Raw genomic sequence first — 20,776 nt, 5'->3', positions numbered from 1 at the left:
TTCAGAGGTTTGATTTACCTATAAACTAACAGCCCATCTTTCGGCAGCCGCCGTATACGCTGCGTGGGGCCGGGGCCATGTGCCCCCGTCCCCTCGCAGCACCGCAGCACCGCAGCACCGCAGCACCGCAGCACCGCAGCACCGCGTCAGCTCTCGGTGAGCCCCGCGACCAGCTCGTCCGCCGCCGCGTACGGATCCAGTTCCCCGGCCACGATCCGCTCCGCCAGCGCGCCCAGCCGCCGGTCACCGTGCAGATACGCGATCCGCTCCCGCAGCGCGGTCACCGCGATCGTCTCGACCTCCTGCGCCGCGCGCCGGGAACGCCGCTCTCCGAGAACCCCGCGCTCCTCCATCCACGCCCGGTGCTTCTCCAGCGCCTCGACCACCTCGTCGATGCCCTCGCCCCGGGCGGCGACCGTCTTCACGATCGGGGGGCGCCACTCCCCCGGAGCGCGCGATACGCCCAGCCCCAGCATGTGGTTGAGCTCCCGCGCCGTGGCATCGGCCCCGTCCCGGTCGGCCTTGTTGACCACGTACACATCGCCGATCTCCAGGATCCCGGCCTTCGCGGCCTGGATCCCGTCCCCCATTCCGGGGGCCAGCAGCACCACGCTCGTATCGGCCTGCGAGGCGATCTCGACCTCGGACTGGCCCACACCCACGGTCTCCACGAGCACCACATCGCACCCCGCCGCGTCCAGCACCCGGATCGCCTGCGGAGCGGCCCACGCCAGCCCGCCGAGATGGCCGCGGGTCGCCATCGACCGGATGTAGACACCGGGGTCGGAGGCGTGGTCGCTCATCCGCACCCGGTCCCCCAGCAGGGCGCCGCCGGAGAACGGAGACGAGGGGTCCACGGCGAGCACGCCGACCCGCTTCCCGATCCTGCGGTACGCGGACACCAGCCCGGAGGTCGAGGTCGACTTCCCGACCCCTGGGGATCCGGTCAGCCCGACGACGTAGGCCCCGCCCGTCAGCGGGGCCAGCGTCGCCATCACCTCACGGAGCTGCGGCGACGCCCCCTCCACCAGCGAGATCAGCCGGGCAACGGCCCGGGGCCGGCCCTCCCGCGCCTGCTCGACCAGGGTGGGGACGTCAGCGTCGGCCATGGATGCTCCGCTCCTCGCACTCATGCAGCTGCTGGTCCAGCCGCCGCTTCCGGCAGCTGATTCCGGCCGCTACTTCCGGCCGTTCTGCGGCACCCGGATGATCAGCGCATCGCCCTGACCGCCACCGCCGCACAGCGCGGCGGCACCCGTACCGCCACCGCGGCGCTTCAGCTCCAGCGCCAGGTGCAGCACGATCCGCGCACCGGACATCCCGATCGGGTGTCCCAGAGCAATGGCACCACCATTGACGTTCACCTTTTCGGAGGTAACACCAAGATCCTTCATTGACTGCACCGCGACGGCGGCGAACGCCTCGTTGATCTCGATCAGATCCAGATCCCCGACGGTCAGCCCCTCCTTGCCCAGCGCGTGCGCGATCGCATTCGACGGCTGCGACTGCAGGGAGTTGTCGGGCCCGGCCACATTGCCGTGTGCGCCGATCTCGGCGATCCACTCCAGGCCCAGCTCCTCGGCCTTGGCCTTGCTCATCACCACGACGGCGGCGGCGCCGTCGGAGATCTGCGAGGCGGTGCCGGCGGTGATGGTCCCGTCCTTGGCGAAGGCGGGCCGCAGCTTGCCGAGCGACTCCGCGGTGGTCTCCGCGCGGATCCCCTCGTCCTTCGAGAAGATCACCGGCTCGCCCTTGCGCTGCGGGATCTCGACCGGCGTGATCTCGGCCTCGAACAAGCCGTTCTTCTGCGCCGCGGCGGCCCGCTGGTGGGACTGGGCGGCGATCTCGTCCTGCGGCTCGCGGGCGATGCCGAGCCGGGTGTTGTGCTTCTCGGTCGACTCGCCCATGGCGACGCCCTCGAAGGAGTCGGTCAGCCCGTCGAGCGCCATCGCATCGAGCATCTCCACCGCGCCGTACTTGTAGCCCTCACGGGACTTCGGCAGCAGGTGGGGGGCGTTGGTCATCGACTCCTGGCCCCCGGCCACGACGACATCGAACTCACCGGCACGGATCAGCTGGTCGGCCAGCGCGATGGCGTCCAGCCCGGACAGACACACCTTGTTGACCGTGAGCGCGGGCACGTTCATCGGGATGCCGGCCTTCGCGGCGGCCTGCCTGGCCGGGATCTGGCCCGCGCCCGCCTGCAGCACCTGGCCCATGATCACGTACTCGACCTGATCGCCTCCGATGCCCGCCCGGTCCAGCGCGGCCTTGATGGCCACACCGCCGAGGTCGGCTCCGGAGAAGGTCCGCAAGGACCCGAGCAGGCGCCCCATGGGCGTACGGGCTCCTGCGACGATCACGGAAGTGGTGCCGGTCGTACCTGTCATGGTGCGGCCCCTTCGGGAGAAGGAAGTGAACGAGGGTTTACGTCAATGTACTGAGCAGTAAGGCTGCGGTCACCGGTCCACGACTGTGATCGCGCGCACGTTGCGTAACCACCTGTGTGAGCGGTGCACTGGAGCCATGCTGACGCGAATCGACCACATCGGGATTGCCTGTTTCGACCTCGACAAGACCGTCGAGTTCTACCGTGCCACGTACGGCTTCGAGGTGTTCCACACCGAGATCAATGAGGAGCAGGGTGTCCGGGAGGCCATGCTCAAGATCAACGAGACGTCGGACGGCGGCGCCTCCTACCTCCAGCTTCTGGAGCCCACCCGGGACGACTCCACCGTCGCGAAGTGGCTGGCGAAGAACGGCGAGGGGGTGCACCACATCGCCTTCGGCACCGAGGACGTCGACGCCGAGTCCGCGGACATCCGCAGCAAGGGCGTCCGGGTCCTCTACGACGAGCCCCGCACCGGCTCGATGGGCTCGCGCATCACTTTTCTGCACCCCAAGGACTGCCACGGCGTTCTCACGGAGCTGGTCACCTCGGCCACCACATCGCAGAACGGGCACTGACCCCGAAGTCCCCCCAGGCCGGTAGAGTGGCCGGGGCCGCCCTCCGGGTGGCCGCGGCCTGGTTCGGGTTGGGGGCTGTGACCCACACCTCGCCGATGATCTGACACCATTCTCCGATGGGCACGTACAACAGGGCGTACGAGAGAAGGACTGTGCAGATCGGAGACCGGATCGGCGCCTGGACGGTCAGGACGAGCGCCGGTATCGACGCGACCAGGGGACGGATGGGACCGCGCAGTGCGGGGCTACGACCGCTACGAGGCTGACGACCACCTCTCGAAGTTCGAAGCCGAGATGGAGCGGCTGAAGACCGAGCGGGAGAAGGCCGTCCAGCACGCCGACGACCTCGGCTACCAGGTCGAGGTGCTGCGCGCCAAGCTGCACGAGGCGCGCCGCAACCTCGCGTCCCGTCCTGCCTTCGACAGTGCAGACATCGGCTACCAGGCCGAACAGCTGCTCCGTAATGCCCAGATCCAGGCCGACCAGCTGCGCACCGACGCCGAGCGCGAGCTGCGCGAGGCCCGCGCCCAGACCCAGCGCCTCCTCCAGGACCAGGCGGAGCGGCAGTCGCGGCTGGAAGCCGAGCTGCACGCCGAGGCCGTCACCCGCCGCCAGCGCCTGGACCAGGAGCTGGCCGAGCGCCGGCAGACCGTCGAGTCGCACGTCAACGAGAACGTGGCGTGGGCCGAGCAGCTGCGCGCCCGTACCGAGGCGCAGGCCCGCCGGCTCATGGAGGAGTCCCGCGCCGAGGCCGAGCAGGCTCTGGCCGCCGCCCGCGCCGAGGCCCACCGCCTCGCCGAACAGGCCCGCGAGCGGCTCCACTCGGAGACCGAGACGGCACGTGGCGAAGCCGAGGCGATCCTGCGCCGGGCCCGTACGGACGCCGAGCGTCTGCTGAACGCCGCCTCCACACAGGCGCAGGAGGCCAGCGACCACGCGGAGCAGCTGCGCAGCTCCACCTCCACCGAGTCCGACCAGGCCCGCCGGCAGGCGGCCGAGCTGACCCGCGCGGCCGAGCAGCAGATGAAGGAGGCCGAGAAGGCGCTGCGCGATGCGCGCGCGGAGGCCGACCGGCTGCGCGAGGAAGCCACCACCACCGCCTCGAAGCGACTCAGCAGCGCCGAGTCGGAGAACGAGCAGCGCACCCGTACCGCCAAGGCGCAGATCGCGCGGCTGGTCACCGAGGCCACCAAGGAGGCCGAAGCCGTCAAGGCGGAGGCCGAGCAGCTGCGCGCCGACGCGCGCGCCGAGGCCGAGCGGATGGTCTCCGAGGCCCAGGAGTCGGCCCGCTCCCAGGTCGCCGAGGACTCGGCGGCCCAGCTCGCCAAGGCCGCCCGCAGCGCCGAGGAAGTGCTGACCAAGGCGTCCGAGGACGCCCGGGCGACCACCGGCGCCGCGTCCGCGGAGGCCGAGCGGATCCGGCACGAGGCCGAGGCCGAGGCCGAGCGGCTGCGCGCCGAGGCGCTCGACAGCGCGGAGCAGCTCAAGGGCGCCGCCAAGGACGACACCAAGGAGTACCGCGCCAAGACCGTCGAGCTGCAGGAGGAGGCCCGCCGGCTGCGCGGCGAGGCCGAGCAGCTGCGCGCGGAAGCGGTCGCCGAGGGCGAGCGGATCCGCGGCGAGGCCCGCCGCGAGGCCGTCCAGCAGATCGAGGAGGCGGCCAGCTCCGCCGAGGACCTGCTGGCCAAGTCCAAGGCGGACGCCGAGGAGATGCGCAACAGCGCCTCCACCGAGGGCGATCGCGTCCGCACCGAGGCGATCGAACGGGCCACCACCCTGCGCCGGCAGGCCGAGGACGCCCTCGAGCGGGCCCGCGCCGAGGCCGAAGAACTCCGCGCCGAGGCCGCCGCCCAGACCCGGCGGACGTCGGAAGAGGCGGCCGAGGAAGCCCAGCAGCTGCGCGAGGAGGCCGAGCAGGCTGCCCGGGACCGTCGCGCGGAGGCCGCCGACGAGCTGGCCCGGCTGCACTCCGAGGCGGAAACGCGGGTCGTGGCCGCCGAAGAGGCGCTGCACGAGGCCCGTACGGAGGCCGAACGGCTGCGCCGGGAGGCCGCGGAGGAGACCGAGCGGCTGCGCTCGGAGGCGGCCGAACGGCTGCGCACCCTCCAGCAGCAGGCCGAGACCGAAGCGGAGCGACTGCGCGACGAAGCCGCCGCGGACGCCTCGAACGCCCGCGCCGAGGGCGAGTCCGTGGCCGTACGGCTGCGCAGCGAGGCCGCGGCCGAGGCCGAGGAGCTGCGGGCACAGGCCCAGGAGACCGCGGACCGGGTACGGGCCGAGGCCGCGGCAGCCGCCGAACGCACCGGCTCCGAGGCCGCGGAGGCGCTGGCCGCCGCCCAGGAGGAAGCGTCCCGCCGCCGCCGCGAGGCCGAGCAGCTGCTCGGCGACGCCCGCGAGGAGGCGCACCAGGAGCGGTCGCAGGCCCGCGAGCAGAGCGAGGAACTGCTCGCCTCGGCCCGCCAGCGCACCGAGGAGGCACAGACCGAGGCGCAGCGCCTGACCGAGGAGACGGAGCGGCGCGCCTCGGAGCTCATCGCCTCCGCCGAGCAGACGGCGCAGCAGGTACGGGACTCGGTCAACGGGCTGCACGAGCAGGCCGAGGAGGAGATCGCCGGACTGCGGTCGGCAGCCGAGCACGCCGCGGAGCGCACCCGCGACGAGGCACAGCAGGAGGCCGACCGGGTCCGCGCCGACGCCTACGCGGAGCGGGAACGGGCGTCGCAGGACGCGAGCCGTATCCGCCACGACGCCCAGGCGGAGGCCGAGGCGGCCAAGGCCCTTGCGGAGCGTACGGTTTCGGAGGCGATCGAGGAGTCCGAGCGGCTTCGCTCGGAGGCCCGCGAGGACGCCGGCCGCAAGCGCGCCGAGGCCGCCGAGCAGGCCGACCGGCTCATCACCGAGGCGGTCACCGAGTCCGACCGCCTGGTCGGCGACGCCACCTACGAGGCACAGCGGCTGCGCACCGAGGCCGCTGACACTCTCCAGTCGGCGCAGGAGTTCGCGGCACGTACCCGCGCCGAGGCCGAGCAGATCAAGGCCGACGCCGAGCGGGCGGCCGAGCAGCTGCGCCGCGAGGCCCGGGAGGAGACGGACCGCACGCTCGACGAGGCGCGGGAGGGCGCGGCGAAGCGGCTGGGCGGTGCGGCCGAGCAGGCCGACCAGCTCGTGGCCAAGGCCCAGGAGGAAGCCGTGCGCGCGGCGGCGGCCGCCGAGAAGCAGGCCGACACGATGGTGGGCGCCGCCCGCAAGGAGGCCGAACGGATCGTCAGCGAGGCCACGAACGAGGGCAACGGGATGGTGGAGCGATCCCGTACGGACGCCGACACCCTGCTCGGCGAGGCGCGCCGGGACGCCACCGCGACCAGGGAGCGCGCCGAGGAGCTGCGCACCCGTATCGAGGCCGAGGTCGAGGAGCTGCACGAGCGGGCCCGCCGGGAGTCCGCCGAAGCGCTGAAGTCCGCGGGCGAGCGGGTGGACAAGCTGGTGAAGGCGGCGAACGACCAGCTCGCGGAGGCCGAGCAGAAGGCCAAGTCGATGGTCTCGGACGCCGGCAGCGAGGCGAGCAAGGTACGGATCGCCGCGGTGAAGAAGGCCGAGGGGCTGCTCAAGGAGGCCGAGCAGAAGAAGGCCGAGGTGCTGCGGGAGGCCGAGCGGCTGCGGGCCGAGGCGCAGGACGAAGCCCAGCGCACGGTCGACGAGGGCAAGCGGGAACTCGAGGTGCTGGTGCGCCGCCGCGAGGACATCAACACCGAGATCTCCCGGGTCCAGGACGTGTTGGAAGCGCTCGAGTCATTCGAGACACCGGGCGGCGGCAAGGAGAACGGTGTCAAGGCCGCCGCGGGGGCGGGCGCCACCCGTTCGAGTGGTAAGCAGTCCGATAACTAAGCCACCCAAAAGGGGGTTCATTCTCCAGATCAAACCGGCATTGACTCGATGACACGCCGCTCCCGCCCCTAGGATTCCCCCTATCACCTCACCGGTCTCTTTCGACAGGAACCCCATGAGCGACACTTCCTCTCCCTTCGGCTTCGAGCTCGTGCGGCGCGGCTACGACCGCGGGCAGGTGGACGACCGCATCACGAAGCTCGTCGCCGACCGTGATAGTGCACTGGCTCGTATCACCGCTCTGGAAAAGCGCATCGAGGAGTTGCATCTCGAAACGCAGAACGCCCAGGCCCAGGTCAACGACTCGGAGCCGTCCTACGCCGGTCTCGGCGCCCGGGTCGAGAAGATCCTCCGGCTCGCCGAGGAGGAGGCCAAGGACCTGCGCGAGGAGGCCCGTCGGGCCGCCGATCAGCACCGCGAGCTGGCCGAGTCCGCCGCACAGCAGGTGCGCAACGACGCCGAGGCGTTCGCCACCGACCGCAAGGCGAAGGCCGAGGACGAGGGCGTCCGGATCGTCGAGAAGGCGAAGGGCGAAGCCTCCAGCCTGCGTGCCGACGCGCAGAAGGACGCGCAGTCCAAGCGCGAGGAGGCGGACACCCTCTTCGAGGAGACCCGCGCCAAGGCCGCTCAGGCCGCCGCCGACTTCGAGACGAACCTCGCCAAGCGCCGCGAGCAGTCCGAGCGCGACCTGGCCTCGCGTCAGGCCAAGGCGGAGAAGCGCCTCGCCGAGATCGAGCACCGTGCCGAGCAGCTGCGCCTCGAGGCGGAGAAGCTGCGTACGGACGCGGAGCGCCGGGCCCGCCAGACGGTGGAGACCGCGCAGCGCCAGGCCGAGGACATCGTGGCCGACGCCAACGCCAAGGCCGACCGGATCCGCAGCGAGTCCGAGCGCGAGCTGGCGGCTCTCACCAACCGCCGCGACAGCATCAACGCGCAGCTGACCAACGTCCGCGAGATGCTGGCGACGCTGACCGGTGCGGCGGTTGCCGCGGCCGGCACGCCGGAGGAGGAGCCGGTCTCGCACGGCGTCCCCGCCCAGCAGACCCGCTGAGTCCCCCGGACTCCGCCCGACCGGACGCTACGAGCGCCCCGCGCCGCCACCGTCGGTGGTGCGGGGCGCTCGTGCGTCGAAACGCTCCGGTGGCGAGAGGCACGGTGTCCTCTTAGCGTGTGGGAATGATCGAGCTCGAGGGGCTGACGAAACGGTACGGCGACACGCTGGCCGTCGACCGGCTGACCTTCGCCGTACGCCCCGGGGCGGTCACCGGTTTCCTCGGTCCGAACGGCGCCGGCAAGTCCACCACGATGCGGATGATGCTGGGCCTGGACAAGCCCACCGCGGGGGACGTGCGGATCGACGGCATGCACTACGCCGAGCTGTACGACCCGCTGAAGTACATCGGCGCGCTGCTCGACGCGCAGGCGATGCACGGCGGCCGCAGCGCGTACAACCACCTGCTGTGCCTGGCCCAGAGCAACGGCATTCCGCGCAGCCGGGTCATGGAGGTGCTGGACATCGTCGGCCTCACCTCGGTGGCCAGGAAGCGCGCCAAGGGCTTTTCCCTCGGTATGGGACAACGGCTGGGCATCGCGGGCGCGCTGCTCGGCGACCCGCAGATCCTGATGTTCGACGAGCCGGTCAACGGGCTCGACCCCGAAGGCATCCACTGGATCCGGCACATGATGCAGCGGCTGGCCGCCGAGGGCCGCACGGTCTTCGTCTCCAGCCATCTGATGAGCGAGATGGCTCTCACCGCGGACCATCTGGTGGTCATCGGCCAGGGCAGGCTGCTCGCCGACACCTCCATGGCCGACTTCATCGCGCAGAACTCCCGGTCGTACATCAGGCTGCGCTCGCCCGAACCGGAGCGGCTGCGCGATGTGCTGCACCAGGCCGGGATCACCGCGGCGACCTCCTCCGACGGTTCGTTGGAGGTGGACGGCACGGACGCGGCCGGGCTCGGTGAACTGGCCGCGAAGCACCGGCTGGTGCTCCACGAGCTGAGCCCTCAGAAGGCCTCGCTGGAGGAGGCGTTCATGCGGCTGACCGCCGAGTCGGTCGAGTACCACGCGCACAACGGCACCGAGGTCGGGGCCCCGCCGGCCCGGACACCCGTGGGACCGCGGCGGGCCGGCTGGGGCGCCGACTGGCGCGGACCGGGCCGCCGGCACGACAGAGAGGAAGCCTGACCGATGGCCGCGACGCAGGTTCTCCAGTCGGAGTGGACGAAGATCAGGTCGGTCCGGTCGACGGTGTGGACGCTGAGCCTGGCGCTGGTCGTCTCGCTCGCGCTGGGGGCGCTGATCAGCATCGTGTCCCGGATCGGCTTCGACGACATGTCACTACAGGACCGGGCCGCCTTCGATCCGACCTTCGTCAGCTTCGCGGGCATGGGCCTCGGCCAGCTGGCGATGATCGTCTTCGGGGTGCTGGTCATCTCCAACGAGTACAGCACCGGAATGATCCGCACCTCGCTCGCCGCCGTCCCGCAGCGCAGCACCTTCCTCTTCTGCAAGATCGCGGTGGCCTCGGCCCTCGCGCTGATCGTCGGATTCGTGACGAGCTTCGGCGCCTTGTTTCTCGGCCAGGCCCTGCTGGGCGACCACCGCACCTCGATCAGCGACCCCGGGGTGCTGCGCGCGGTGCTCGGCGGCGGGCTCTACATGGGCCTCATCGCGATGTTCTCGATGGGGATCGCGGCGATGCTGCGCAGCCCGATGCTGGCGCTGGGCATCCTGATGCCCTTCTTCTTCCTGATCTCGAACATCCTGGGCAATGTCGACGCCACCCGGAAGGTCGGCCAATATCTCCCGGACCAGGCGGGCAGCAAGATCATGCAGGTGGTGACACCACCGGACGACACGGCGCCGTACGGGCCGTGGGGCGGCTTCGCGATCATGGTGCTGTGGGTGGTGGCGGCGCTGATCGGCGGCTGGATCGTCATGCGGCAGCGGGACGCGTGACGCGGAGGTGCTCCCGTGGCAGACCGAAGCCTTGAGGCGCTGGGCTACTCAGAGGTGCCGGCCGAGCACCCCCTGAGTTATCCCGGGCGGCCCGTCACCGAGCCCGCTGTGCTGCTCCCGGCCGCCCGGGAGCTGCTGCCGCTGCTCGTACGGCGACGCCGGCTGGGCGCCTGGTACGTCGACGGGCCGGAGCCCGCACAGCGGCTGGACGCGGCGCTCGACGCCATGGGCCAGGCCGGTACGGAGCAGCGCCACCCGGTGCTGGCCGTGGGCTGCAACGCCTCCCCGGCGCAGATCGCTCACAAACTCGCCCGGCTCGGCCCGTCCGCGGCCGTACCGATGGTGCCGGTACGGGTGCGCGGGATCGCGGTCGGCTGTTCCGGGCACATCAGCCGCGGGGGCTACGTCGCCTGCACCCCGTACCCGGACCCGGACACCGAGTCGGCGTTCGTCGTCTCGTGGCTGGACCCCGGACAGCTGGCGGCCGTGGACGCCACCGAGATCCCCCGCTACCGGAGGGCCATGCTGCCGGGCGAGCGGTTCGCGATGACGATGCCGTCCGGGGAACGGCTCGGCGGCGCGTACCTCTACATCAGTACCTATGGGGTGCTCGCCGGTCCTGACGGCCGCCCGCGGCCCGGCGGCGGGGACCAGAGCGCGCTGCTCGGCGCGCTGCTCGACGCCTCGCCCCGGCTGCGTGAGCTGCTCGGGCCCGATGCGCGGACCTGGGTCCGGCGGGCAGGAGCCGACCGGGAGCTGCGAGACCAGGGCAGGCGGGCCTTCCGGGAGGAGGGCTGGGTGCTGCCCCAGCCCGGCTTCCTGCCGTACGGGCTGGACGCTGCGGAGCCGTATCGCTACGGGAACTTGCCACCCCTCGGCGATTCGCCGTCCAGTCTCGCTTAACGGGAACCGTCAACGTCCCGGTATCCTCCTAGCCCTTACGGGGGTCTTCAGTATCAGTCCTTGTCCCCGTTCCATCCGTCAAGGGACGTCGAATGATCGAGGCAATCGGCCTGACGAAGCGCTATGGCGCCAAGACGGCCGTGTACAACCTGTCGTTCCAGGTGCGGCCGGGTACCGTCACCGGCTTCCTGGGGCCCAACGGCTCCGGTAAGTCCACCACGATGCGCATGATCCTGGGCCTGGACCGGCCGACGAGCGGACATGTGACGATCGGCGGCCTGCCGTTCCGCCGGGTGCCGAACGCGCCGCGCCACGTGGGGGCGCTGCTCGACGCCAAGGCGGTGCACGGTGGCCGCAGCGCGCGCAGCCATCTGTTGTCGCTGGCGCAGCTGTCCGGCATCCCGGCCCGCCGGGTCGACGAGGTGCTGGGCGTCGTCGGACTGCACGAGGTGGCGAGGAAGCGGTCCAGCGGCTTCTCGCTCGGCATGGGGCAACGGCTCGGCATCGCGGCGGCGCTGCTCGGCGACCCGCAAGTGCTGCTCTTCGACGAGCCGGTCAACGGCCTGGACCCGGAGGGCATCCTCTGGGTGCGGAACCTGATGAAGCAGCTGGCGGCGGAGGGCCGCACGGTCTTCGTCTCCAGCCATCTCATGAGCGAGATGGCGCTCACCGCCGAGCACTTGATCGTGATCGGGCGCGGCCAACTGCTGGCCGACATGAGCGTCAAGGACTTCATTTCGCACAACTCGGCCGATTACGCCCGGGTCCGGACCCCGGACGGCGACTCCGCGCAGCGGGAGAAGCTGGCCTCGGCCCTGGGCGAGGCGGGCGGACAGGTGCAGCCCGAGAAGGACGGGGCGCTGCGGGTGACCGGCCTGCCTCTGCCGCGGATCAGCGACCTCGCGCACGGCGCGGATGTCCGCCTGTGGGAACTGTCGCCGCACCAGGCCTCCTTGGAGGAGGCGTACATGCAGATGACGCAGGGCGCGGTGGACTACCGCTCGACCCAGGACCAGCGCTCCGGCCTGCAGTCGCAGCCTCAGGCCGGTTACGCGCCACAGGGCGCGCCGGGTTACGGGCAGCAGCCGCACGGCGGGCAGGGGGGCTTCGCCCCGCCGCAGGGGGGCTTCGCCCCGCCGCAGGGGGGCTTCGCTCCGCCGCAGGGAGGGTTCGCACCGCCGCAGGGGGGCTTCGCGCCGCAGCCCGGCGGCCCGGCGCCGTACGCCCAGCCGGGTGGCGGGCCTCAGCCCCCCTACGCCACGCCGGAGGGTGCCGCGCCGAACGCCGCGCCGGGTCCCGGTGGGCCGAACCCGTACGCCCAGCCGCAGTCGGCCTGGCCGGCTCCGCCGCGGCCCGACGCCCCGGCCGGTGCACAGCCCGCGCCCGCCGCTCCCCCGGCCGCAGCCGCGCCGCAGGACGCTCCGGCGCCCGCCGCTGCCCCCGACTCGACGAAGCGTGACAGCGAGGACACCCGATGACGACCCCGTACCAGCAGCAGGGCCCGACTCCGATGCCCCCGCAGACGCCACCGCAGGCGCCGCCGCAGACACCCCCGCACGCCCAGCAGCAGCCGCCGGCGCAGCCGTACGCCGCGAGTCCGCAGCAGCAGCCACCGCAGCAGCAGTTCGGGAGCGGCTACACCTCACCGATCCCCGTCCGCCGTACGCACATCGGCCACGCGCTCGCCTCGGAGTGGACCAAGATCCGGACGGTGCGCTCCACGATGTGGACGCTCGGCACCATGTTCCTGCTCGTCGTCGGCATCGGGCTCCTCACGGGGGTCGGCCTCCAGGGCGCCGAGCAGACCGTGCCGCTCCTCTCGGGCGGCTTCTTCGGTCTGATACTCGGTCAGATCTGCATCATCACGCTCGGGGTGCTGGTGGTGACCTCCGAGTACGGCACCGGCATGATCCGTACGACCCTGACCGCCTGCCCCTCACGCGGACGGGTGCTGCTCGCCAAATCGGTCGTCTTCTTCCTGCTGTCCCTGGTGATGACGACCGTGGCGACCGGTCTGACGGCGCTGATGCACTCCTCGATGCTCGGCGGCCGTCCCCCCGGGGAGTTCGCCACGATCCCCAAGGAGTCGGTCGTGGGCGGCGAGGTGATCGCCACCAGCAGCGAGTGGCTCGGCGCGACACTCGGCGCCGGACTGTACGTGGCGCTGCTCGGCCTGCTGTCGCTCGCCGTGGGCTCGCTGCTGCGGCACTCGGCCGGTGCCATCACCGCGATGCTCGGCGCCGTGCTGCTGCCGCTGCTGCTCGCACTGTTCATGCAGACGGAGAGCCTGGAGAAGGTGCGGGAGAAGCTGATCGAGTACTCACCGCTGAACGGGCTCGCCACGCTCTACCGCATCCCGATCGACGGCGGGGACGGCACCGGCTGGCATCTGCTCTGGATCCTCGTGGGCGTGACGGCCGCCGCGCTCGTCGCCGCTTTCGCCCTGCTGGAGAAGCGCGACGTCTGACCGGAGGATCATGCCCTGAGGCCTCGGCGTCGCGCTGAGGCCCCGGGCGGCGCCCTGAGGCCCCGGCGGCTCAGTGGCGCGGTGCGTTACGGGACCGCTGCACCCGGGTGGTGCGGCGGTCCCGCGCGTTCCAGCACGCCCGGTGCCAGTGCCGCCGGTCGTCGACCCGGCCCTCCCGGGCCCAGGCGACGACGTGCGGGACGCCCGGCGGGATCTCCTGGTCACAGCCGGGGCAGCGGTAGTGCTTCGCCGCGGAGCCGCCGCCGATCCGGCGCACCACCCACTCCTCGCCCTGCCAGCACTCCGTGCTCTCCAGGCCGTAGCGGTCGCCGTCACCCTCGCCGCCGGGAGGGAAGTTGTCGCCGCCGCGCGGGCGGTTTCGACGCGGAGACACGGGGCACCTCGCGCACAGTCAGGGGTCGGTTTGCGGCGTCCAGCCTACGCGCCGGGCGCATGGGTGACGGCACACCCGATGACGGCACACCTCCGGCGAACCCCGCGATACCCCTGATAATCCGCAAAACTTCTCGAGAGGCCGTGCCTTTGGCACGTGTCAGGCGTTATTGCCAGTAAGGGGGTGCCGCGTCGGCCGCGAGGAGGCAGAAGGCGATGCGTGTAGGAGCTTTTGTACTGGCCGCCCAGTTCCCGGGCCAGGGACCGGGGGAGGCGCTGCACCGCGCGGTGCGGTCCGCTGAAGTCGCGGAGGAGTCCGGGCTCGACTCGGTCTGGCTCGCCGAGCACCACTTCGTGCCGTACGGCGTCTGCCCCTCGGCGGTCACCCTGGCAGCCCTGCTGCTCGGCCGCACCCGCCGGATCGGTGTGGGCACGGCCGTCAGTGTGCTGCCGGCCACGCACCCGGTGACGCTCGGCGAGCAGGCGGCACTGCTGCACCTCACCTCCGGAGGCCGGTTCACACTGGGCCTCGGCCGCGGCGGGCCCTGGGTGGACCTCGAGGTCTTCGGCGCGGGCCTGGAGGCGTACGAGACCGGTTTCCCCGAGTCCCTCGACCTGCTGCTGCGCTGGCTGCGGGAGCCCCGCGTCGGCGCGGACGGCGAGCGCTTCTCCTTCCGCGAAGTCCCGGTCGTGCCGCGCGCGGACGAGCTGTTGGAGGCCCCGGAAGGCCCCCCGGTGGTGGTCGCCTGCACCTCCCCCGGGAGCATCCGGCTCGCCGCGGAGCGAGGGCTGCCGATGCTGCTGGGTATGCACTGCGGAGACGAGGAGAAGGCGGACATGGTCGCCCTCTGGCGCAAGTCCGCACTGGCGGCCGGACGTTCACCCGAAGAGGTCGCGGCCGCCGGGCATGTCTCGGCCGGAGTGGTGCAGATCGCCGACGCCCGGCAGTCCGCGGCCGAGGCCCTGTCCAAGGCCATGCCCGGCTGGCTCCACCAGGGTCTGGGCGCCCATGTCACCGTCGACGGCAGGACGCGGGGGATGCGCGACCCCTATGCGTACACCGAGTTGCTGAGCGCGCTCCATCCGGTCGGACCGCCCCGGCTGTGCGCCGACCGGCTGGCGGCCACGGCGGAGCGCACCGGTGTCAGCCGCTTCGCTCTGCTGGCCGAGGGCACGGGCGACCTCATGGCCACCGTGGAGAACGTCCGGCGGCTGGGGAGCGAGGTCCTCCCGCTGCTCTGCTGATGGTGCCCGTCGGCCGCCGCTCCCGCACTGGTGTACCTCCCCCCGCCTGCGGAGCGGCGGCCGACGCCTCAGCAGTCCCGGAGTTGAGGTGACTGGTTGAGCAGCTGTCCCCGTACGGATGTGAAACGGGCCAGTCGCTCGTCCGCCGCAGGGGCGAGCGGGAAGACCGCGACCCGGTGGCAGTTCTGGAATGCCAGCCGTACTCCGAAGTGCCTTTGCAGCGCACCACGTATCGCGTCGCTCGCCAGCGCGCGAAGCAGCTGGCCGCGTGCCTGCTCGTCCGGCGGCGGCACCTGGTTGTCGGCGAAGTCGCCGCCGTCCACCTTGAGCTGAGCCACCAGAGAGCTGATCATCTCCCACGCGAAGGGCAGGGAGGTCCGGACGCAGTCGACGAATTCCGCTTCATCGACCTCGCCTCGCTCGGCCTTCTCGAGCAGGGCCGGTGAGACGTCGAGCGACATGAGTTCTCCTCTCGCGACCCCGGGAACGGGGTCTTACGGGCAGGGAAGGGAAGCCGCGGCGACTCAGCGTGCTCGCTCGACAACTTCCCGCATAAACGTTAAGCCTGGCCCGGCGGCCGCACCAGGCGAAGAGGGATACAACCGGCCACGGCCGAACAGGTTCATCCAGGGCGAATCGCGTGGACCGTGCCCGGTCGAGTAGCGTTGCCGACCATGCGTCTCGTCATTGCCCGCTGCTCCGTGGACTACGCGGGCAGGCTCACGGCCCACCTCCCGTCAGCACCCCGTCTGATCCTCGTGAAGGCCGATGGGAGTGTCTCCATCCACGCGGACGACCGGGCCTACAAACCCCTCAACTGGATGTCCCCGCCCTGCACCCTCAAGGAAGGGGACGGAGATGTCTGGACCGTGGTGAACAAGGCGGGCGAGAAGCTCATCATCACCATGGAGGAGGTGCTGCACGACTCCTCGCACGAGCTCGGGGTCGACCCCGGCCTGATCAAGGACGGCGTGGAGGCGCACCTCCAGGAACTGCTGGCCGACCGGATCGAAACACTGGGAGAGGGCTACTCACTGATTCGGCGTGAATACCCCACCGCGATCGGCCCGGTGGACATCCTGTGCCGGGACGCGGACGGTACGACGGTGGCCGTGGAGATCAAACGGCGCGGTGAGATCGACGGGGTCGAGCAGCTCACCCGCTACCTCGAACTCCTCAACCGGGACCCGCATCTGGCCCCGGTGAAGGGTGTGTTCGCGGCTCAGGAGATCAAGCCGCAGGCACGCGTGCTGGCCACCGACCGCGGCATCGGCTGTGCCGTCCTCGACTACGAAGCGCTGCGCGGTATCGAGGACGACAAGCTCCGCCTCTTCTGAGGCCCCGGAACTCCTACGACGCGACTCCTACGAGACAACTCCTACGAGGCGAGTCACGCACCGCAGCTTCCGTGGCGGCCCCGGTCAGGCGACCGGGGCCGATCCCGTACCGGTACCCGTACCGGAACCGCCGCCCGACGCCGGGGCGCTGCTGGTGGCTGGTCCGCCGCTGTCCGGGCTGCTCGGCGCGGAGCCGCTCGCGGTGTTGGACGTGTCACCGCTGGGCGCGGTCGGGCTGGTGCTCGACGAAGGGGAGCCCGACGGCGTGGAGCTGGGCGGAGTGCTCGACGGGGTTGCCGGGGGCTTCGTCGGCTTCGACGTCCTGGTCGGCGACGGTGGCCTCGTCGGGTCGTCCGGGTCATCGGGCTCCCCCGGCTTCGACGAGCTGGGCCTGCCGCCCTCCGACGCCTCCCCCGACAGGTCATCGCTGTCGCCGGTCCCGGGCGTGCCGGACGTGCCGGGCGCACCGCTCTCCCCCGGCTGCTGCGGCCGGTTCGTCGCGCGCCGCACCGGCGGCTTGTCGGCGGTGATCCCGTCGCCCCCGTCCTCCTCGCTCGCGGACTGCTCGGACTCCACCCTGTCCGGCGGACCGTCGTCGCCGCCCGAGGTGGCGCCCAGGGTGACCACGGTGCCGAGCACGGCCGCCAGCAGCGCGCCGGCGCCCGCCGCGACCACATTGCGCCGGGCCCCGCCGATGACCGTACGGCGCATCCCGAGCCGCTTCCCAAGGCCGCCGCCCGAGGCCGCGGGCTGCCGGGTGACGACCGTGGCCGCCTCGTCCGAGCCCGGGCGCGCGAGCACCCCGCCGGGCGGTGAAGCCGACTGGTCGCTACGGGCGTCCGAGGTCTCCTCACCCGCGCCCGTACCCCCCGCGCCGTGCGAGAAGGCGCCGGACTTGTCCGCGACGAGTGCCAGCGCACGGCGGCCGGCGACGGCGCCGTTCCGGTCGGCGAGCGCGCCGCGCAGCGCGCTGGAGGCCTCCAGCTCGGCCCGCGCCCGGTCCAGAGCGCCGGTGCAGAGCGCCAGGATGCCCAACTCGTGGTGGAAGTACGCCTCCTCGGCGACGTCGCCGGACAGCCGGGCGGCCTCCTGGCCGTGCCGCAGCATCCGCTCCCACGCGCCCCAGCTGAGCGCCGCGGCGAACGCGGGCGCCGCCGTACGGGCCAGCAGCACGGCCGCGCTCGGATGGCCTGTGTCCCCACCGCTCACCAGGGCGGCCATCGCGGCAAGAATCGCGTCGGCCTCGACGGCGGCCCGCTCGGCGGTCACGGACGGGTGCCCGGCCCACCAGGCGTAGTGCTGCGCGGCGCCGAGGGCGTGCCCGGCGGTGTCGTCCGCGTACCCGGCCGCCTCCAGTTGGGCCGCGACCCCCGCCGCGAGCCGGTAGTGCGCCCCGACCGGGGCGAGCAGTCCGCAGCCCAGCAACTCGCCGACCGCGGCGTCCGCGTGGGTGTCCCCGGCGAGCGCCGGCAGATGTGCCTGGTGCGGGCACTCGCCGGCCAGCGCCACGGCGAAGCGCAGGGTCTCGCGCGCCGCCTCGCTCAGCCGGGACGCGAGCAGCGCGGCGGGAGCGGCCCCCTCGGCGAGCGTCGGCACCGGTACGTCGTGCCCGTCCGCGTCGAACGGCGCGTCGGCGGGCTGCTCGGCATACATGCCGTACTCGTCGAAGGCGCCGGGGTCGGCGCGCAGAGCGTCCCGCTGCCGGAGCAGCGCCCCGGCCTGGACGAAGCGCAGCGGCAGCCCCTCGGACTCGAACCACAGATCCGCCGCCCAGGCCGCCTCCTCGTCGCTCAGCGGGCGCCGCACGGCCCGCTCCAGCAGCTCCAGGCACGTGGTGCGGGCGAGTCCGCCGAGGAAGAGCTCCTCGAGGTGCGAGTCGGCTGAGGGTGCCGCGACATCGGGCGTGGCCGAAATCAGAAAGGCGCACTCGGGGGTGGCGCCGAGGAGCTCGTCGAGGGCGCTGCCGCCGAACTCGATGTCGTCGAGAACGACGACCGCCCCGATCTCGTGAACGCTCTCCAGCAACTCCGCGCGGTCCGGCCGGTACAGCGGCGCGTGGTGCACGGTGGCGTAGAGCTCGTACAGCAGATCGTTGGGCGTGCGGTGGCAACCGGACAGCCGGACGAGACCGTCGGGGGCCAGGTCGGCGCAGTCCGCCGCGACGGCGTCGAGCAGGGCGGTGCGGCCGGAGCCGGAGGGCCCGGTGACCCGCACGGACCGCCCGCGGGAGATGAGCCGGGCGAGCCGCTCGCGCTCCTCCCCGCGCTCCAGCAGCGGGAGCTCGGGCACGGCGGGACCCGCCGGTACGGGCGGCAGGGAGGCGCGGCGCAGCGCGGCGCGCTCCTCGGTGCCGGTGCGTCCGGGCCGGCCCGGGTGCTCGCCGGGCGGGCAGGGCTCTATCTCGCTGCCGTCGACAGGGTTGACGGTCAGCAGGTACTCGCCCGTCACGAGCTGGACGGTGCGGGCGAGGCCGGGCCCCTTGCCGCCGTCCCGGTCTCCGGGCCCGAGAGCGGATGTCATGGGCTCGCGGTCCGGGCGCGGGGTTCGTGCGCCGGTCTCGCTGCGTTCGTCGAAGCGGTCGTCGTCATGGCCGTACTCTTCCGGTCCCCGGTTGTTCGGGTCCATGCTCAAAGCCCCCCAGATCCGGGTCGCGTGCCGTCTGCCCTCCCGGCCTGTCAGCACTTCCCCAGCCTTCGGCCGGGTGGTAGCCCCAGCCGTCGCTTCCGGTCCGGTGCCCGTCCGGGCCATCGGTGTGTGGGACGGGCAGCCGAACCCTAGACCTTCACAGAGTATCCATGAAATACGGGGGGTACCCCGGCGCCCGGAACGTCACAGATTTGTGAGGATCGCGGCGGCTGCCCGGATCGGGTGCCGCGCCCCGGGCGTACTCAGACCCGGGGCAGCGACTCGGCTTCGATGCCGCCCTCGATGGCGAGAATGCGGTGCAGCCGGGTGGCCACCAGGAGACGCTGCATCTGGGGTGGTACGCCGCGCAGGACGAGTCTGCGGCCCGCCCGGCCCGCACGCCGGTGGGCGCCCATGATCACGCCAAGCCCGGTGGCGTCCCAGGAGTCGAGTTCGCTCAGGTCGAGCACGAGGTCGCCGCGGCCGGAGTCGACCGCGGCGTGCAGGACCGTACGGGCGTCCGCCGCGCTGCGGACGTCGAGGCGGCCCCCGACGACCAGCTCGACATGGTCGCCCCTGATGTGCATATGCGCTCCCCGGAAGTGGTGCGTTACCTGGTCAACGTCTACAGAACTGACTGCCTCTCACACGGCAAAGTTGCCGCCTGTAAGCGAACCGATACCGAATTCACCCGCAAGGGTGACCCTCTGGTTGACGGATCCTCAGTGCTTGTAGAAGCCCTGCCCACTCTTGCGGCCGATGTCACCGGCATCCACCATCCGGCGCATGCTCTCCGGAGGTGCGAACTTCTCGTCCTGTGTCTCGGTGTAGATGTTGCTGGTGGCGTGCAGCAGGATGTCCACGCCGGTCATGTCCGCGGTGGCCAGCGGCCCCATGGCGTGGCCGAAGCCCAGCTTGCAGGCGATGTCGATGTCCTCCGCGGAGGCCACGCCGGACTCCTGCAGCCTGGCCGCCTCGACGACCAGCGCCGAGATCAGCCGGGTGGTGACGAACCCGGCCACATCGCGGTTGACGACGACACAGGTCTTGCCGACGCTCTCGGCGAACTCGCGGGCGGCGGCGAGGGTTTCGTCGCTGGTCTTGTAGCCGCGTACGAGCTCACAGAGCTGCATCATCGGGACCGGCGAGAAGAAGTGCGTGCCGACGACCTTCTCCGGACGGCCGGTGACCGCCGCGATCTTGGTGATCGGGATCGCGGAGGTGTTGGAGGCGAGGATCGTCTCGTCCTTCACCAGGCCCTCGATGCTGCGGAAGATCTCCTGCTTGACCTCGATGTTCTCGAAGACGGCCTCGACCACGATGTCCGCGTCGGCCACGGCCCCGAGATCGGTGCTGGTGGTGATGCGGCCCAGCGCGGCCTCGGCGTCGGCGGCGTCCAGTTTGCCCTTGGAGACGAACTTCTCGTACGACGCCTTGATGCCGTCGGTGCCACGGGTCAGCGCCTGGTCGGTGACGTCGCGCAACACGACGTCCCAGCCCGCCTGGGCCGAGACCTGAGCGATGCCGGACCCCATGAGTCCGGCTCCGATGACGGCGAGCTTCCTGGCCACTGCTGTCCCCTTCACGCCCTGTTCATTTACGCTCTCCGGCGGACCTTAGCGCTCGTGAGGTGGCAGTTGGGCGCTAAGAGGCACGCGTCACATCCCAAATGGCGGACATCACAGTCCCGACGAACTTCCGTCCGCGCCAAGTCGCCCTCCTTCCCCCAGCCGTAGCCGTGACTGTCCGGTCGCTGCAGGAGGCGGAGATGACGGTGGTGTACGCCGGTGTACGCCTTGGACGAGCCCGGCACCACAGCCGTGACGCTGTGCTTCTTCCACGTCCCGCTGCGCTCACAACAGCGCCGAGCCCGCGTAGCGGACGATCCGGGTGCTCTACAAATCCCCTGCACACAACCCGTCGAGAGTGTGTGCGCCACGGCCGGAGGCGGGAGCCGGACAGGGTCGCCCACACGGTTGTTGAATCACGG

17 protein-coding genes are annotated in these 20,776 nt (G+C 71.8%); 10 read left to right on the top strand and 7 right to left on the bottom strand.

The annotated features are described in order from the left end of the window. Nucleotides 1-146 precede the first annotated feature (146 nt). Nucleotides 147-1,109 (bottom strand): methylmalonyl Co-A mutase-associated GTPase MeaB, encoded by a 963-nt coding sequence (gene meaB, locus ABZW18_RS21925; RefSeq protein ID WP_356189822.1) that lies wholly within the window; start codon nt 1,107-1,109, stop codon nt 147-149. A gap of 69 nt (nt 1,110-1,178) precedes the next feature. Beyond that, nucleotides 1,179-2,390: an acetyl-CoA C-acetyltransferase gene (locus ABZW18_RS21920; RefSeq protein WP_356189820.1), complete on the bottom strand. Its 1,212-nt coding sequence runs from the start codon at nt 2,388-2,390 to the stop codon at nt 1,179-1,181. Nucleotides 2,391-2,526: 136 nt separating this feature from the next. Here ABZW18_RS21920 and mce point away from each other — a divergent pair, with 136 nt between their 5' ends. The 8 genes from mce to ABZW18_RS21880 all read left to right on the top strand — a co-directional run bounded on the left by mce (nt 2,527) and on the right by ABZW18_RS21880 (nt 13,186). After that, complete coding sequence (gene mce, locus ABZW18_RS21915) at nt 2,527-2,967, top strand: methylmalonyl-CoA epimerase (protein ID WP_356189818.1); 441 nt, start codon at nt 2,527-2,529, stop codon at nt 2,965-2,967. 237 nt (nt 2,968-3,204) lie between these two features. Next, the gene (gene scy / locus ABZW18_RS21910; protein ID WP_356189816.1) at nt 3,205-6,852 is read left to right on the top strand and encodes a polarized growth protein Scy; all 3,648 of its coding nucleotides are present in this window, start codon (nt 3,205-3,207) and stop codon (nt 6,850-6,852) included. Nucleotides 6,853-6,967: 115 nt separating this feature from the next. Then, nucleotides 6,968-7,903, top strand: a complete 936-nt coding sequence (locus ABZW18_RS21905) for a cellulose-binding protein (RefSeq protein ID WP_356189814.1) — start codon at nt 6,968-6,970, stop codon at nt 7,901-7,903. Between the two features lie 125 nt (nt 7,904-8,028). Beyond that, nucleotides 8,029-9,042 (top strand): ATP-binding cassette domain-containing protein, encoded by a 1,014-nt coding sequence (locus tag ABZW18_RS21900; protein ID WP_356189812.1) that lies wholly within the window; start codon nt 8,029-8,031, stop codon nt 9,040-9,042. Between the two features lie 3 nt (nt 9,043-9,045). After that, the gene (locus tag ABZW18_RS21895) at nt 9,046-9,816 is read left to right on the top strand and encodes an ABC transporter permease (RefSeq protein ID WP_356189810.1); all 771 of its coding nucleotides are present in this window, start codon (nt 9,046-9,048) and stop codon (nt 9,814-9,816) included. Nucleotides 9,817-9,831: 15 nt separating this feature from the next. After that, nucleotides 9,832-10,719, top strand: coding sequence for a hypothetical protein (locus ABZW18_RS21890; protein WP_356189808.1), 888 nt, complete (start codon nt 9,832-9,834; stop codon nt 10,717-10,719). A 92-nt stretch (nt 10,720-10,811) separates the two neighbouring features. Beyond that, entirely contained in the window at nt 10,812-12,197 is a 1,386-nt protein-coding gene (locus tag ABZW18_RS21885; protein ID WP_356189806.1) for an ATP-binding cassette domain-containing protein, read from the top strand. Further along, entirely contained in the window at nt 12,194-13,186 is a 993-nt protein-coding gene (locus ABZW18_RS21880; RefSeq protein WP_356189804.1) for an ABC transporter permease subunit, read from the top strand. The genes ABZW18_RS21885 and ABZW18_RS21880 overlap by 4 nt, the downstream gene beginning before the upstream one ends. A gap of 70 nt (nt 13,187-13,256) precedes the next feature. Here ABZW18_RS21880 and ABZW18_RS21875 read toward each other — a convergent pair whose 3' ends face one another. Then, nucleotides 13,257-13,580, bottom strand: a complete 324-nt coding sequence (locus ABZW18_RS21875; protein WP_356189802.1) for an ATP/GTP-binding protein — start codon at nt 13,578-13,580, stop codon at nt 13,257-13,259. A 215-nt stretch (nt 13,581-13,795) separates the two neighbouring features. Between ABZW18_RS21875 and ABZW18_RS21870 the strand changes: the two genes are divergently transcribed. Beyond that, nucleotides 13,796-14,824 (top strand): LLM class flavin-dependent oxidoreductase, encoded by a 1,029-nt coding sequence (locus ABZW18_RS21870; RefSeq protein ID WP_356189800.1) that lies wholly within the window; start codon nt 13,796-13,798, stop codon nt 14,822-14,824. A 68-nt stretch (nt 14,825-14,892) separates the two neighbouring features. Here ABZW18_RS21870 and ABZW18_RS21865 read toward each other — a convergent pair whose 3' ends face one another. Next, on the bottom strand, nt 14,893-15,285 hold the full coding sequence (locus tag ABZW18_RS21865) for an SCO5389 family protein (RefSeq protein ID WP_356189798.1): 393 nt from the start codon (nt 15,283-15,285) through the stop codon (nt 14,893-14,895). A gap of 213 nt (nt 15,286-15,498) precedes the next feature. Here ABZW18_RS21865 and nucS point away from each other — a divergent pair, with 213 nt between their 5' ends. Then, a complete protein-coding gene (gene nucS, locus ABZW18_RS21860; protein WP_356189796.1) occupies nt 15,499-16,161 on the top strand; it encodes an endonuclease NucS in 663 nt (220 codons plus the stop codon). 84 nt (nt 16,162-16,245) lie between these two features. Here nucS and ABZW18_RS21855 read toward each other — a convergent pair whose 3' ends face one another. The 3 genes from ABZW18_RS21855 to ABZW18_RS21845 form a co-directional block, all read right to left on the bottom strand. Continuing rightward, the gene (locus tag ABZW18_RS21855) at nt 16,246-18,786 is read right to left on the bottom strand and encodes an ATP-binding protein (protein WP_356189794.1); all 2,541 of its coding nucleotides are present in this window, start codon (nt 18,784-18,786) and stop codon (nt 16,246-16,248) included. A gap of 263 nt (nt 18,787-19,049) precedes the next feature. Then, nucleotides 19,050-19,373, bottom strand: a complete 324-nt coding sequence (locus ABZW18_RS21850) for an STAS domain-containing protein (protein WP_356189792.1) — start codon at nt 19,371-19,373, stop codon at nt 19,050-19,052. Nucleotides 19,374-19,508: 135 nt separating this feature from the next. Next, nucleotides 19,509-20,357, bottom strand: coding sequence for a 3-hydroxyacyl-CoA dehydrogenase family protein (locus ABZW18_RS21845; protein ID WP_356189834.1), 849 nt, complete (start codon nt 20,355-20,357; stop codon nt 19,509-19,511). Nucleotides 20,358-20,776: the final 419 nt, after the last annotated feature.

Source organism: Streptomyces sp. NPDC004647 (assembly GCF_040609575.1).
GTDB lineage: Bacteria > Actinomycetota > Actinomycetes > Streptomycetales > Streptomycetaceae > Streptomyces.
This window is presented reverse-complemented; position numbering and strand designations above follow the sequence as displayed.